The organism is Candidatus Poribacteria bacterium, assembly GCA_021295755.1.
In the GTDB taxonomy this organism is placed as follows: Bacteria; Poribacteria; WGA-4E; order WGA-4E; family PCPOR2b; genus PCPOR2b.
In genome coordinates this window covers 12,383-27,653 of the sequence record JAGWBT010000102.1, presented here as the reverse complement: position 1 = coordinate 27,653, position 15,271 = coordinate 12,383, and the positions used below count along the sequence as shown (strand labels likewise).

The following is a 15,271-nucleotide window of genomic DNA, read 5'->3' as shown; positions in this document are numbered from 1 at the left end:
CAGAAATTTAGGGTTTATGTCTGATATGATCGAATCCTCGCTAAAAGACGCGCTTGCTTTTCTCTTTCCCGGTCAAGGTGCCCAAAAAGTGGGAATGGGTTTGGAACTTTCCCAAGAATACGCCACAGCGCGTGCGGCCTTTGACGAGGCGGACGCGATCCTGAATCGGAAGTTAAGCCAGCTCTGCTTTGAAGGACCCGCGGAAGCACTGAAACAGACCGAAAATACACAACTGGCGATTCTAACATGTAGCGTTGCGGTGTTGCGAGTCTTGAACGAACACGGGATTGCGCCGAAAGCGGTTGCCGGTCATAGCCTCGGAGAGTATTCCGCCCTCGTTGCGGCGGACGTGCTTACCTTCGCGGATGCGCTGAAGTTGGTCGAATATCGGGCGCAATTCATGGCAGAGGCTTCCCAGCGACAAGATTGCACAATGGCTGCAATTTTAGGCTTGGAGGAAGCAACGTTACAGGAGCTTTGCGAAGCTGCGTCGTCTGACCAGGATCAAGATGCAAGGAACGGGGTGGTTCAAATCGCAAATTACAATTGTCCCGGGCAACTAATTGTTTCCGGCGATACCGCCGCTGTTGAGCGCGTCATGGATAGCGCAAAGGAGGCAGATGCTAGACGTGCCCTCAAACTTGAAGTGAGTGGTGCGTTTCATTCTTCCTTAATGGCACCGGCACAAGAGCAACTTCAGACTGTAATCAACGATTTCCAGTTCAACAATCCAAGTATTCAGGTGGCTGCTAACGTAACGGGCAACTTTGTTCAAACTGCGGACGAAGTTCGCCGTTTGTTGATAGCGCAGGTGACCTCGGCCGTTCAGTGGGAAAAGTCAACACGGACTATTGGGGCTGCCGGTATCTCACACTTTGTAGAGGTAGGACCTGGAACAGTCCTTTCTGGGATGGTACGTCGTACCCTTCCAGACGCGATTTGCCTGAATGTTGAGGATACTAAGAGCCTCAATAAAGTGATGGAACTAGCCAATAAAGGTTGATTAAATGATACTTAAGGACAAGGTAGCAATTGTAACAGGTGCATCACGTGGAATCGGGGAAGCGATTGCTCGAAAATTCTGTCAGGAAGGTGCATCTGTGATGCTCTGTTCACGTTCCGCTGAATCGGTTGCTACCATCGTTGAATCCCTTTCAGATGAAGCTGGAAACGCAAAATCAACACAAGCTGATATTTCCAACAAAGCCGATGTAGAGGCACTTGTGGATCTAACGCTGGAAGAATTTGACCGTGTCGATATCCTTGTAAATAATGCTGGAATTACCCGTGATACATTGTTTATGCGGATGAAGGATGAGGACTGGGAGGTGGTTTTACAAACCAATCTCACCGGAACGGCGTATTGTATGCGGATGGTTATCCGATCGATGATGCGCCAAAGAAGTGGACGAATCATTAATATCTCATCAGTTGTGGGAGTTGCAGGAAATGCCGGACAAGCGAACTACGCCGCTTCCAAAGCCGGAATCATTGGCTTGACGAAATCCGTTGCCAAAGAAGCCGGCAGCCGTGGTATCACGGTGAATGCAATTACCCCCGGTTTTATCACAACTGATATGACAGAAAAAATATCGGAAACAGATCAACAGAAAATGTTAGAGATGATTCCAGCGGGCAGTTTCGGTACACCAGCGGATGTCGCAGAAACTGCTCTGTTTTTGGCGTCAGATGCCGCCCGATACATCACAGGGCAAGCTATCCAAGTTGATGGTGGTATGTTTATGTAAGTGAATCCATGTACAATTTTCAATAACTTTGGAGGTTAATAAATCAATGGCAATAGATCAAAATCAAATTATCAAAATGATTGCAGATCAGTTACAGATTGACGAAGAGCAGGTTAAACCTGATGCCTCGTTTATGGATGATTTAGGTGCTGACTCGTTGGATACAGTGGAATTAATTATGGCACTTGAAGAGGAATTTGATATTGAAATTCCGGACAGTGAAGCTGAAAAGATTCGCACTGTGCAACAAGCGCTTAATTACCTAGATGAGAATATCTAATAGTTGTATTTGCTCAATTAGAGTGCCGTAGCTACCGATTCGGCAGACAGTTTCTGCTTATTACGTGGGGAGCGTGTGCTATCAACCTTTGGTTATGTAACAGCACACATTCCCTTACAAAGAGGTATATTCGTGGGGAATCGAGTCGTTATCACTGGAATGGGAGTTGTCTGTTCTGTAGGCAACACTAAAGATGAGTTTTGGGAATCAATTGCGGTAGGCAAAAGCGGTATTGATCGGGTGACACATTTTGATCCGGAAGATTTTCGTACGCAGATTGGGGGCGAGATCAAAGGGTTTGCGCCGGAGACCTATCTGCCGCGGAAGGCTGTGGCGCGTTTGCCACTGTTTATCCAATACGCACTGGTGTCTGCAATCCAAGCCCAACAGGATGCGGATCTCGACCTTTCTTCGCTAGATCCTTACCGCGTTGGCGTTGGCGTCGGATCCGGAATTGGTGGTATCAGCATTCTAGAAGAAAATCACCGAATCTTGATGGAAAAAGGACCGAGACGGGTCAGCCCATTTTTTGTCCCTTACGAGATTATTAACATGGCTGCCGGGCAGATCTCGATTCATTTGAAGCTCAAGGGCCCCAATTTTGCATCTGTCACCGCCTGTGCAACCGCGAATAACGCGATTGGGGAATCGTTCAAAATTATCCAACGTGGCGATGCTGACGTGATGTTTACCGGTGGTTCGGAAGACGCAATCACCCCATTGAGTTTTGCTGGCTTCTGCGCCATGCGCGCGATGTCTACACGCAACAACGAACCACAGCGGGCAAGCCGTCCATTTGATAAAGAGCGTGATGGGTTTGTGATGGGCGAAGGGGCAGGCGTGATAGTCTTGGAATCCCTCTCACACGCCTTGAAACGCAATGTGCCTATCTATGGCGAGATCGTCGGCTACGGGATGAGTGCCGATGCGTATGATATGGTGCACCCAAGTGAAAACGGAGAAGGTGCTGCCAAGTCAATGGAATTGGCACTCAGAGATGCCCAAATCGCACCGGAGGACGTTGATTATATCAATGCCCACGGCACCTCAACGCCATCGGGCGATATTGCAGAAACACTGGCTGTTAAGTCGCTTTTCGGGGACCATGCCAATCGTCTTCCCATGAGTGCGACAAAATCTATGATAGGTCACCTGCTAGGTGCTGCCGGAGCAGTCGAGTTGATTGCCACCTTGTGCGCAATGGAAAACGACTATATCCCACCAACCATCAACTACGAAAATCCTGATCCAGGATGTGATCTAGACTGTGTGCCGAATCAAGGACGATCCGCGGATATTCAGGTCGCACTGTCCAACGCATTCGGTTTTGGCGGACACAACACATCCATTGCTGTCCGAAAATATGTGGCATGAAATCTGCCCGCTGTTAGCTATAACTTAATAGAGACTGAAGTGTTTCATTTTTGGCTCATGTAAACAGAAAGTGCAAAGCGCGAAGGGAGAAACCGTAGGGGCAACCCTTGTGGTTGCCCCTACGGTTTCTGTCGCACGATTTCTTTACATGAGCCTTATTTTTTCCCTATTAGGGCTTACGCCGTTGAACATTCAAAGTCTTGTAGTTCGAAATCCATCGCTATACAGGACAACTCCCAACGCTCGAATCAATTAGGTAACTGCCGTAAGTGCTTAGGCATAGCAATTTGACAATAGATCACAAAATCCCTCGCAGTGAGGGAGGGACAGATCTCTTTGAAAGCCTGTCGGTGCTGTGTGGGACTTGCAATTCGATGAAGGGAATGGGAACATCTGCGGAGTTGCAGGCGAAATTAGAAAGCGGTTAAAAGTTATGTTCACAAAGGTTGCAGACGAGATCGCTTTTTCAGATATTGAAGCTTTTTGTCGCGAATTTGATGAAGGTGTGCGAGTAGAATATAAGTAGGAAATTAAGGATATCCCTAAAATCGTGTCGTCTTTTGCCAATAGCTTCGGCGGCATTTTCATTATTGGTGCGGAGACTGATTCAATGAATCAAGTCATATTTCCTGTTCAGGGCATACCCGAGAGAAGCGGAATTGAAGAGCAGATCCAGTAGAGTGCCCTTACCGGTATTTACCCCGCAGTTATACCTGAAGTGATAATCTGTGAGGTTCCTAACGGAAACAATGTAGTTGTTGTAATTCGTGTTAATGAAAGCCCGCGAGCGCCTCACGCAATTGAGAAGTCTACGAGAGTTTATATTCGAGTTGGTAGTATCACCCAACCGTATGAACTTAGACTTGCAGAAATTGACCAAATCGAATATATGTTGAAACGCCGTGAGGATTCGCAGACAGTTACTCGACAAATTAGCGAGCGAATTGAAGCGAGAATAACATCGATTTTTCGGGTAATTTGGTCGAATATTACAGTGACGGCCCATCCGGTATTTCCCTATCGTCCTGTCATTTCAACAGGAGATATCTATGAATTTGTAACGGAAGAAGGGGGCTTATACTGGCAGAACTCGTCAAGAGTTGCGGGTGGATGGATTGCTCTAAAGACAGGAAACAGAGGCTTAGATACTTACTGGGAATTAAATGAGTATGGGATTGTCTATCATAGAGAGACATTAGACAAGATATGGCGGCGTTCTAATGAGGAAGAAGAATGATGTAGCTTTTGGCAATTTGTCCGGGTGATTGGTAAACTGGTTAAAACAGCAACATCTTTTTACAGGAAATGTGGGCATTTAGGGAATGTTGAGATTACGGTGCAATTACGACAAGTTTTTGACAAGAAACTTCTATTTTATAAAACGTATCGTGACGCGCTTGGTGGATTCATAGCATCTGATGAGAGAGAAAAACAAAAGTGTTTAGATTCCGAAGTTTTAGCCTCTACACAACGTCTTCCGCAAGATCTTGTAGACCGAGAAAAATTCATAGACACTGTTGATGAGTTGACAGATCCGCTACTCTGGGCATTTAATATTATTGTAAATGTTGAGGGGAAAAGAAAGTTGGTAGAGCATATTTTAAAGGTAGAATCTTTATGAAGTAGAAAAAGAAGGTAGGCTCTTTATGAGATCCCTTAGAGCCTAATCCTTCTTCTCACAGATGTTCTCTCATTACCGTGGTTCAGAACTGTTGGAACGCATTCCGAACTTCGGACACCAATCTGTCAATATGTTCCTCCGTCATCGGGAGGGATATATTCCCACCGCTCGTCCAATGAATCCCGTGATTCAGGAGCCAGAAGAAGAGGTAATCCTGCAATAGCTTGTCATCCTGCGCAGCTTCTCGATAGTTCCGTGGAGGACGAGGCAGGAAGTGGACGCGGAAAAGTGAGCCAACGGCAGTGACTTGGGCTTCGATTCCTACATCATCAAACACAGATACCAATCCTGCTCCTAACCGTTGTGTCAACGCACCGATTTTGTCGTATGCCTCCGGTGTCATCGTTTGGAGCGTGACGAGTCCGGCAACTGTAGCGATGGGATTTGCGTTGTAGGTCCCTGACTGAGGAATCTTCGCTCCGGATAGGGGACTGTACAATTCCATCACATCAGCGCGTCCTCCAAAGGCAGCTCCCGCCGTTCCACCTGCAATAACTTTTGCCATGCACGTCAAATCAGGTCTCACACCGTAAAGTTCCTGTGCACCACCGGGGGAAGCCCTGAAACTGATAATCTCATCAAAAACTAGTAGTGCGTCTGCCTGTGTTGTAAGTTCTCTGAGCCGAGTTAAGAAACCGTCTACCGGGATACAGGTTCCTGCACCCGTTGCCAAAGGATCCACGATTACAGCTGCCAAATCATTAGCATTTTCGTTTATGATTTCTGCACAGGCATCCGCGTCGTTAAACGGCAGTACCAACACCTCTTCGAGGACTGCTGGTGAGAGGCCTGCTGTCGAAGGAACTGATCGGGGGCGATCGGCAGGTCCCAACTCTGGTCCCAACGGCGGAACGTAACTAACGAGCGCGTATTCACCCACACCGTGATATGCCCCTTCAAATCTGGCAATTTTGCGTTTGCTAGTGAAAGCCCTAGCGACTCTCAATGCGTTCAGCACTGCCTCAGTTCCGGAGCTACAGAAGCGAATTCGTTCCAAAGAGGGCACCCGTTCCCGCAGCAACTCCGCCATTTCAACTTCAAGGGCTGTCGGTCGAGAAAACGCTGTTCCTTTTGCCACACGGTCCTGAAGTGCTTCGACAATCGCAGGGTGAGCGTGACCTAGAATCAGAGCGGTGTTGTTGTTGACAAAGTCCAATAAACGGTGGCCATCTAGATCGTAGAAATAGACGCCTTCGCCACGCTCTATATAGATTGGAAAGGGAGACATATACGCACCAGTACGGGTGTTGCCGCCCGGCAGCGATTCCTTCGCCCGCTCAAACATCTCCCCTGAGCGTGGATTGTTAGCTACATACTCCGTGATTAAACTGTCCAGCGAATTTTGTAATGCTTGTTTGTCCATACTACCCCCTTATTTACTGCTGACTTATATTATGACTTCGTTTCTGTCTTTGGTGGTTGAAAGAACTCCATCGTGATCCCATCCGGATCTGTCAGGTAAACCGCCCAAGCGCCTTTATTCGCCCCTGCCGTAATCGCGACAGGTGGTGAACGGAACTTTACACCCGCTGCGCACAATTCCTCATACCCTGACCGGAGGTCGTCAACCAGAAATGCGATATGTGAACTGCCCACGTTTTTGGTGCGAACATCGGCGGAGACACCACGCGGAACAATGTACTCAATTAACTCAATAGCGTGGGGCGAGCCTGGAATACTTAACATTGCCATCTTTGCGACACTATCAGGATAGCCTACAATATCGCGGAAGTATTGGTCGCGGTTTTCGCGCTGCCAAATCACCTGGCAGCCGAGCAATCCGACATAGAACTCCAGTGAGCGTTCAAGGTTAGAAACAGTGTAACTGGTATGGTGCGCTCCGGTGACTTTCATGCTGCCTCCTCAAGGTTGCATGTCATTGACTGCCTTTACTACCTCCAAGCATTTTACCAAAAATGCGATATGGTGTCAATTCGGAATGTTGTTTCAGACTTGTGTAAATCGTGCTATAATTTTTAAGCGGTACTATTGAATGCGGATAGCAGTAGTAACCTTTGATGCGGGTTGCTTCACTAATGAACCAATCTACGCATCACGTTTCACGTTTTACGTTTCACTCACGGTGCGTGTTAATCCTTACCTACTAAATTCCGTCTCAATGTGTAGACAGAGGTGAAGGCAAAAGATACAGGAGAATTGAATGCAAATCATACAAAGTTTACTCATTGGATTGGCTGCGCTGAGACGGAATAAACTCAGATCATTACTGACGATGCTCGGTATCATCATCGGTATTTCTGCGGTTGTCGGCATGGTCTCGATTGGCGATGGGGCAAAGTTTTTAGTCTTAGCAGAATTTGAACGGATGGGTGGATCCGATTTAATTATCTGTTTCCGTCCGCGCTGGATCCAGAGAGAAGATGGAGAATGGATCCAGAATAAAGCTCCGGTGTATCTCGACTACGAAGATATTGAGGCAATCACGATGGCTTGCCCGTCGGTGAAAAGCATCACCGGGGAAATTGACACTATGGCGCGGCCCATATCGTACAAAGGGGAGACGAAGCATTTCCGTTTTGAAGGGGTTACGCCGTTTTATCAAGAAGTTCACAATTGGTATGTTCAATCCGGGCGTTTTATCCAACAGGAGGATCTGGATCGGAACGAATCAGTATGTGCGATTGGGGTTGAAGTTCAGAGGGATCTATTTGGCAAAACCGATCCAATCGGTCAAGAGTTAAAGATTGGCAGGCAGCGCTTTACCGTCGTTGGGGTGATGGAGGAGAAGGGCGACAGAATGGCGACGGGCGGTTGGGATAGAAAGTTGATTGTGCCGTTCACGACGATGTGGACCCGTTTCATCGGTGATCAGAAGCGGGGATTTGAACTATGGATGAAAGCGGAGAGCTTTGAAAAGGTGGATCAGGCACTCGCCGAAGTGAAGATTACCCTGCGTCGCCAACACGGCACTGAAGAACACTTCCAGTTTTACACCGCAAAGGCGGTATTGGAACAGGTCGGGAACGTCAGTCGGGTGCTCAAAATTCTACTGGGCGGTGTCGCGAGCATCTCCTTATTGGTCGGCGGCATTGGTATCATGAATATCATGCTCGTTTCCGTTACGGAACGCACGCGGGAAATTGGACTGCGCAAAGCCGTTGGTGCGCGACACCGTGACATTCTACAGCAGTTTCTAATCGAATCGGTTGTTCTGAGCGTCTCTGGGGGACTGATTGGGATTCTCATTAGTGGATTCATTACTTTTGTGGTCGCATGGGGAGTCACAACCTTCCTCATCAAGGAGACGGAATGGCCCGCCGTGGTATCTCTATGGGCGGCAGCCGTTGCTTTCGGTTCTTCCATGTTGATTGGTGTCGTTTTTGGGATTCTTCCTGCGTATAAGGCGGCGCGCTTGATGCCGACCGAGGCTTTGCGGCATGAATAAAGTTGCTATTAAGAAGAAGCCACTACATAGGTGGAGTTAAGTAGGTTGATTTTGGAAAATCGACATTTTCGTGTCGAGATGTGCACATAGAGCTACGGGCTAGTGTATATTGAATATTGTAGGTTGGGTTGAGCGGTTAAAATCGAATCCCTATCAACCACAATAGACCCGCTACCTTTCAACACCGTTGTTTTATAGATAGATATAGCGAAACCCAACTATAGTGAACATGAAACGTAAAGGGTTAGGGGTTCATTAGTTCATTTAGCCCCAGCGGGGCGATATGTATATAGTACGCGCAACGGTACAGTCCTTAAAGCCCCAGCGGGGGGCATGTGTATAGAATGGATGAGACGCAAAGCGTGAACGGTCAGAGGTTCAAGCGTTTCCCAAAGTGGCGGCAGCAAAATGTCAACTATCAAGCAGAACGCCACATAGGCAAAAACAATTTGATAAAAATTAGAAAATGCGAGTATAAAAGGAGGGATAAATGTGATCAACTTATATGGCGAGGAGTACCATCGCCTACAACTGCTTCGGCATGTTGGGGACATCTCCCAAATTGCCGGTGTGAAGCAATATGAATTAGCGAGTGGGTCGGAAAAAGGGGTGGCTGGCGTTGATTTTCGGACGGGCTCCGGGTTAAATTTTTCTGTTCTACCAGACCGTGGATTGGACATCTCTTATGCAGAATACAACGGTATTCCATTGTGCTGGCGCTCCAGCACCGGCGATGTCGCATCGACCTATTATGAACCAGAGGGGAACGGCTGGCTGCGTGGATTCTTTGGTGGGTTACTAACCACCTGCGGCATGACCTACCTTGGCGAGCCGGATACCGACGAGGAAGAATCGCTTGGTTTACACGGTCGTGTCTCTTATATCCCCGCCCAAAATGTATGGATCGATAGCCGTTGGGAGGGAGATCGGTACATCATGTGGACTCAAGGCAAGGTGACAGAAACAACGGTCTACGGTGAAAACCTCTGTCGAACCCGTCGTATTTGGACAGAACTTGGCGCAACCAAACTCCATATTGAAGATATTGTTGAGAATCTTGGCTATCAGGATACACCGCACATGTATCTATTCCATATCAATCCCGGGTTTCCAATCGTTGCTGAAGGTTCCGAGTTGATTGCCCCTTCGTCGCAAGTAACCCCAATGGATGAACACGCCGCGGGAAAATTGAGCGACCATGCGCGGTGCGAAGCACCTACTGTCGATTTTCGTGAAGAGGTGTATTATCATGAGATGGAAGCGGATGAGGATAACCATATCTACGTTGCTCTGGTCAATCGGTCCTTCAACAATGGACAAGGTCTCGGGCTGTACGTGAGATACCACAAAACGCAGCTTCCCAGATTCGTCCAGTGGAAAATGAACGCTGAGGGTCTCTATGTTATCGGGTTGGAACCGGCAAACTGTTGGGTCGATGGCAGGTCAAAGGAGAGAGAACGAGGGACGCTGGAATTTCTAGAACCGGGTGGACGCAGGCATTACGAAGTTGAAATCGGTGTTCTGACTTCTAACACAGCAATTGAGAGGCTAGCAGAAAAGATTGAAGCGACAAAGAGAAATAACTAATCTGGATCGACTGAAACGGGTTGATAGATTCACCGTGTAAATTTCTCAAGCCTATCGTAAACTAGCATGATGCTAAAATCAATTCTATATACCTACCAACTCACCTCTACAAAGGAGAAATAAATTATGAAAGCACCCGGTCGTTTAACTGCCGTAACTCTAATCTTGCTGACTAGCATCATGGTGTTAAGCTACAGCGGGAAAGAAGTAATGGCGGCGCCCGATGTTGATCCTGACAGCGTTTTGAATGTCATCCCCCACGATACCGTTGGGGTGATTTACATACCGAGTTTACTAGGACTTAATGATGAAATTAATACGCTTCTGACAGAACTGATTCCTGAAGATCCACCGCAAGAACTACCCGCTCAGATATTAGCTGAGACCTTTGGCGCAGGTTTTGAAACGCTAGAAGAATTGGAGGAACTGGGTCTGGATATGCGGAGAAACTTCGCGGTATTTCTCTCCGATGTGAATCCAGTGCTGTATTCCGCTGCGGTTCACGTTAAAGATGCGGAAAGCGTTAAACAGCTAATCGAGATGGAGGCGGAAGGCAGTAGTTCTTCCACCCATAACGGTGTGACGTATTATACTACGGGTGAGGAGGGCGCATTTGTTCTGATGGACGATGTCATGATCTATTCAGGTTCAGCGGAGGTCTGTAAAAAGGTCATTGATACTCAGAAAAAAGTGATGCCATCGATTGCAAGCACTACCGATTTTCAATCGCTCGAACTCGATACCACATCTGGCGTAAATGACGTGATTGCGTATTTTGCAATGGATACGATTGCGGATGCCCTCCGTTCCACGCTGACTGAAAAAGCGGAAGGATTAAAGGAAGAAATGGAGGCAAGTGCAGAAACCGATCCAGAGCTCCGTGTCGGTTTAGGGCAGGCTCAAAGTCTAATTGACGGCGGTCTATGGATGCTGGATCAGTCAAAAACCTTGAGTCTTACCTTGCAGCTCAACGGGACCGACCTCCAGGTGTCTCCGTTCCTCAAATTTAAGCCAGATAGCGAAATCCAAACGTATATTAGTCAAATGCCGAAGGAACTAACACATCTTAAATACCTGCCCCAAACTGCGTTTCTCAATGGTGAAATGCAATTTCAGAAGGAGATGTTCATTGAGCTTACACAGACAATGATGCAGTTATTTATCCCTTCGAGTTCAAACGCGGATACAGCGAAGATTGAAGAAGCATCCGATGCACTTACTGAAGCCACGAAGAATTTCTACGCAGGCTTGGGGGATGAGTTCGCTTTTTCTGTCAATTTCGGTAGTAGCCTGATGCCTGACCTTTTATACATCTACGATGTGAAGGATGAAGCACAGGTTAAAGCTACCATGGAGAAAGACTTCACCGGATATTTGGGAGCGACCATGGGACTAATACAAGCGCTGGGAACCACGGAGGAATTCGCTGGTATGTACAGCGATGTGTCTGCAGGTCCCCCAGAGATATACAGTGGTGTGGAGATTAAAAGTTATATGCTGCCAAATATCAACGCCATTTTCGCTGAACTTCCGCCCGGAATGGAAGTTGCTGCCCCAGAGCAGTGGAATATCTACTATGTCATCAACGGTGGAAAAATGCTCTACGCAATGGCGGGTAACGCCCAACTTATAAAAAGCGTACTAGACCGAATGGCGGGTATGGAGGCAGGCTTTGATGAAGGGGTTGGCTACGCCAAATTGACCGGTGCGTTGACGCTCAAAAACAACATGTTCTTTGCGCTTTCACCTATCACTGCAGTCAAGAGTTTGGTACAGATTTTTGCGCAAGCAGATCCAAACATTGGCATGATCCAAATGTTTTTGGTGAACATTCCCGAAACCTACAGCATCGGTATTGCTAGCCAAAATCGGGACAACGGTGTTGCAGGAGAGCTATTTATCTCACTCGGCGATTTTAAGGAAATCCTCATTATGCTTGTTGGTCTGCAGCAAATGGGAGGAATGCAGTAATTCGACAACACTAGTTTCATCAAAGAGCTGTTAAGTGATGTGGTAGAGGTAGGAAGGAAGAAATGGAAGAACGGAAGGTATCGGTTAATTGATTCGACACCTTCCGTTCTCGCTTTAACTGTGGGAATCGACTAATTTGTCGCGGTCTTTGCGCTAAAACCCGCGTTTTTGACAGCATCGGCCAGTTGGACATCAGTGGCTTTGCCTTTTTCCAGTTTAACAATGGCTTTACCATCTGCTTGGGAAACATCGGCGCTAATCACGCCCGGAACGTTTGTAAGTGCGGCCCGCACTTTGGATACACAGCCGCCTCACGTCATCCCATCAACGTTTAACGTGATTTGTTCGTGAGCCGCCGGTGCTGCTTCGGACATATCCGTACTTGCAGCGGTTTCAGCTTCTGTCGTTGCAGGTGCTGCTGTCTCAGCCGCCTTTTCCATCTGCTTCTCTGAAGCACAGCCAATAGCAAGCAGAATTGCGACGCAGCAAATTAGTGTCAGTTTTAGTATGCGCATTTGGGTTACACCTCCTTTGGGACTATAATCAAGTGCCTATTTATTGTATGCGACGAGATCGCTTTTGTCAAATAGAATCCAACCCTGAAGTTGTCAATAAATGGCAATGTGTAACTTGAGTTATTAGGCTCTGCTGACATTTCGTTGTAACCAGACAATCAAGAGGGTGCACAGACGTATGATTCTTCGTAGGGGTTGGGTCTCCCAACCCTTTGTTTACACGTCAGAGACGATGTCGGGCTTCTGTAGGTCGATTTTCCAAAATCGACGTTTCATCGTCGAAGTATGAATCTCGACCTACAATCTACAATAGATTCAACCTGTATGGTTTGGGTTTTCTAACCCGCATTGGTGAATGGGAAATAGAACCTCGCTTCCACGATTGCAGATAGCTTCACAAATGTCAACACACCCTAATTAAAGAAAGAAACTATAGTAAATGCTAAAAATAAATAGACATTAAAAGTAGTAGGCACACGCCGTGTGCCGTAACTCCGCGAACAAGGTTGATGGCCTCGCTCGTTCATAGTGTCCAATTAATTCTAAAATCTACTATAATCATGAAAATAGACGTGAATTGGGTAAAAACGGTTTATAATAACAGCAGGGGATGGGGTCTACTACATCTGTTTCGTTGATGGGACTGGTCACGGAACCGAGGACTCCCAAATCAGGGTATGTGCCTCCACTGACCTAGAGAATTGGACATCCCACATTGCCATTGGAAGAAAGACAATAGACCCGAATCTGCTCCCTGTCGGTGACAAACTACTGTTGTACGGGGTGAAGGAAGACACGGGAGATTCTGACTTCGGTTTTCCATCTCAGCAGGTAGTAACGTGGACGACGGACGGAGCGACTTGGGCACCACCGAAGAGATGTTTTCTCAGGAACCACGACTTTTGGCATCCAACTGAGTTCGATGGGCGCTATTACGTAGCATGTGATACAGTTGGACATGCACCGCTCGGAAACCACAATTCAGTTGATTTGCTTGCTTCGGCTGACGGCGAACGATGGGAGTGGGTCACGGAGATCGTCCACGGGTCGGAGGAACCTGCCTATTATGATACAACAGGAATCCACTTTGGTACACCGGCGCCCAGTGAAACCTCCCTCTGTTTCTTTGACGATGGCCGCCTGTTAGCTATCACACGAGCGCGGGGACATTGTGCGTTGCTTTCCACCTCAGAACCGCCTTATGATCAGTGGGACCGTTATCTTTCCCGCGAATCCCGCTGCTATGGTTCAGCCCTCGCTATAGTTGGCGAGGAGGTTATTGTCACCGGCAGAAGTTTCGCCAATGAAGGTGTTCGCGCCACGGAGAATCGGTTCAACGATAAGTACAGTGACTACGACCAGAGCCAACTCAGAACTGGAGTCTTCCTATACGAAGATGGTGATATCCGGCTGCATACGGTCCTTCCCAGCGGGGGAGACACCGGCTACGGCGGTATTCTCCCTATCAGTGATAGCCAAGTACTTATCGCGTACTATTCATCCCACGAATACGCAGCGGGCGATAATCACGGTTCCAATGTTTACCTAGCTTCGGTATCGTTGGTGTGAGTCGCTTGAAGATCCAACAGGGGACGACAGGAATTCCCGCTAAAGGCCCATCAACTCCACACGTAACCGTTCGACATCAACACGGGTATGCGTGCGTGCCGATGTCTTACACGCCTCCATCAGGATCCATGTTCCCAACGTACTCTCCCGCAACCACTCCCGATCTCTGCCTGTGGAGATAGCATCTGCAAAGGCATCAAACTGAAGACGATCGTCTTCGACGAGTCCGGGATGAAGGTCTTGAAGTTGGCAATCTTCGACACATTCACCCTTACGGAAAAGCTGGAGATGCCCTCCGTCCCGTCGAATATCCCCATTTTCCCCGTGAAATGTCCAGTGACCGCTCCAGCCGAATGGGTTTGCATGGGAGGCGTTCGTTCCCGTATAGCAGAAAGGCGCACCGTTTGGGTATTCCAGCAATGCCTGACCGCCCGCTGTTCCCCAAACGCCGGTCTGAGCAATCTCATGATCTTCCCGGTGGTGGATACATGCCGTCACATGCTTTGGAAGTCCTTTCGCCGCAACAAGTTGATCGAGTTGATGTGCGGTGGCAGCGTGAAAGAAAATCCCTTCAACGTAAGCGTCCGGATAACGTGAATTATCTGCACGCCAAAGATTTTGACGAATCCAGAATCGACACTCCCCACCAAGCATTTCGCCGATACCATCCGATTCACGCAGCCACGCCCGCATCTTGGAAGCGGCAGGATTCCAGCGTTTATTTTGTCCCTGCACCAGCATCAGATTAGGGTGCGCCCTGCGAACCTTGATAATTTCCCGAAACTCATCCGGCGTCGTTGCAATCGGTTTGACACACAACGTATGCAGCCCAAGATTTAGGCTTTCGACAACCAGCTTTGCGTGCACCGGCGTCGAAGCGTAGATGAGGCACGCCTCTGCATGATGTCTCGCCCGTGCTTCCGTGATTGTTGTATAGATCCGGTCCCCAAGTCCTTCGGGCACAGCGCCTTCTAACGACCCTACCCCTTCTTGTGCTTCCTCAAGGTTGATATCCACACAGGCGACAGGATATAACCCTTCGCAGGTGACTAACGCCTGAAGCCGCCCACGAGCGAAATGGGTACAGCCCACATGAATTGTCGGTATAGCCATGATTACCTCCTCGCACATCTCATCTAA

General features: G+C 48.0%; 16 protein-coding genes. 11 read left to right on the top strand and 5 right to left on the bottom strand.

Features of this window, described 5'->3' with window-relative positions; translation table 11 throughout:
* Positions 1–25: 25 nt before the first annotated feature.
* The 7 genes from fabD (at position 26) to J4G02_14910 (ending at position 5,023) form a co-directional block, all read left to right on the top strand.
* Entirely contained in the window at positions 26–1,003 is a 978-nt protein-coding gene (gene fabD, locus J4G02_14940; protein MCE2395866.1) for an ACP S-malonyltransferase, read from the top strand.
* 4 nt (positions 1,004–1,007) lie between these two features.
* Positions 1,008–1,748: a 3-oxoacyl-[acyl-carrier-protein] reductase gene (fabG, locus tag J4G02_14935; GenBank protein ID MCE2395865.1), complete on the top strand. Its 741-nt coding sequence runs from the start codon at positions 1,008–1,010 to the stop codon at positions 1,746–1,748.
* A 46-nt stretch (positions 1,749–1,794) separates the two neighbouring features.
* Complete coding sequence (gene acpP / locus J4G02_14930) at positions 1,795–2,028, top strand: acyl carrier protein (protein ID MCE2395864.1); 234 nt, start codon at positions 1,795–1,797, stop codon at positions 2,026–2,028.
* Between the two features lie 132 nt (positions 2,029–2,160).
* Complete coding sequence (gene fabF / locus J4G02_14925) at positions 2,161–3,402, top strand: beta-ketoacyl-ACP synthase II (GenBank protein ID MCE2395863.1); 1,242 nt, start codon at positions 2,161–2,163, stop codon at positions 3,400–3,402.
* Between the two features lie 287 nt (positions 3,403–3,689).
* Positions 3,690–3,830 (top strand): HNH endonuclease, encoded by a 141-nt coding sequence (locus J4G02_14920; protein MCE2395862.1) that lies wholly within the window; start codon positions 3,690–3,692, stop codon positions 3,828–3,830.
* Between the two features lie 290 nt (positions 3,831–4,120).
* Positions 4,121–4,639 (top strand): hypothetical protein, encoded by a 519-nt coding sequence (locus J4G02_14915; GenBank protein ID MCE2395861.1) that lies wholly within the window; start codon positions 4,121–4,123, stop codon positions 4,637–4,639.
* A gap of 24 nt (positions 4,640–4,663) precedes the next feature.
* Entirely contained in the window at positions 4,664–5,023 is a 360-nt protein-coding gene (locus J4G02_14910) for a hypothetical protein (GenBank protein MCE2395860.1), read from the top strand.
* An 82-nt stretch (positions 5,024–5,105) separates the two neighbouring features.
* On the opposite strand, the gene J4G02_14905 is transcribed toward J4G02_14910, so the two are convergent.
* Positions 5,106–6,446, bottom strand: a complete 1,341-nt coding sequence (locus J4G02_14905) for an aspartate aminotransferase family protein (GenBank protein MCE2395859.1) — start codon at positions 6,444–6,446, stop codon at positions 5,106–5,108.
* 29 nt (positions 6,447–6,475) lie between these two features.
* Positions 6,476–6,937, bottom strand: a complete 462-nt coding sequence (locus tag J4G02_14900) for a VOC family protein (GenBank protein MCE2395858.1) — start codon at positions 6,935–6,937, stop codon at positions 6,476–6,478.
* 307 nt (positions 6,938–7,244) lie between these two features.
* On the opposite strand from J4G02_14900, the gene J4G02_14895 reads away from it, so the two are divergent.
* From J4G02_14895 to J4G02_14885, 3 genes are all read left to right on the top strand, one after another.
* Complete coding sequence (locus tag J4G02_14895; GenBank protein MCE2395857.1) at positions 7,245–8,489, top strand: ABC transporter permease; 1,245 nt, start codon at positions 7,245–7,247, stop codon at positions 8,487–8,489.
* A 492-nt stretch (positions 8,490–8,981) separates the two neighbouring features.
* Positions 8,982–10,076: an aldose 1-epimerase family protein gene (locus tag J4G02_14890; GenBank protein MCE2395856.1), complete on the top strand. Its 1,095-nt coding sequence runs from the start codon at positions 8,982–8,984 to the stop codon at positions 10,074–10,076.
* Positions 10,077–10,202: 126 nt separating this feature from the next.
* Positions 10,203–12,047, top strand: coding sequence for a hypothetical protein (locus J4G02_14885; GenBank protein ID MCE2395855.1), 1,845 nt, complete (start codon positions 10,203–10,205; stop codon positions 12,045–12,047).
* Between the two features lie 131 nt (positions 12,048–12,178).
* On the opposite strand, the gene J4G02_14880 is transcribed toward J4G02_14885, so the two are convergent.
* On the bottom strand, positions 12,179–12,340 hold the full coding sequence (locus J4G02_14880; GenBank protein ID MCE2395854.1) for a hypothetical protein: 162 nt from the start codon (positions 12,338–12,340) through the stop codon (positions 12,179–12,181).
* Between the two features lie 18 nt (positions 12,341–12,358).
* Complete coding sequence (locus J4G02_14875; protein MCE2395853.1) at positions 12,359–12,562, bottom strand: hypothetical protein; 204 nt, start codon at positions 12,560–12,562, stop codon at positions 12,359–12,361.
* 783 nt (positions 12,563–13,345) lie between these two features.
* Here J4G02_14875 and J4G02_14870 point away from each other — a divergent pair.
* Entirely contained in the window at positions 13,346–14,131 is a 786-nt protein-coding gene (locus J4G02_14870) for a hypothetical protein (protein ID MCE2395852.1), read from the top strand.
* Between the two features lie 39 nt (positions 14,132–14,170).
* Here the strand turns inward: J4G02_14870 and J4G02_14865 are convergent, their stop codons facing one another.
* Positions 14,171–15,244 (bottom strand): Gfo/Idh/MocA family oxidoreductase, encoded by a 1,074-nt coding sequence (locus tag J4G02_14865; protein ID MCE2395851.1) that lies wholly within the window; start codon positions 15,242–15,244, stop codon positions 14,171–14,173.
* Between the last annotated feature and the right edge of the window lie 27 nt (positions 15,245–15,271).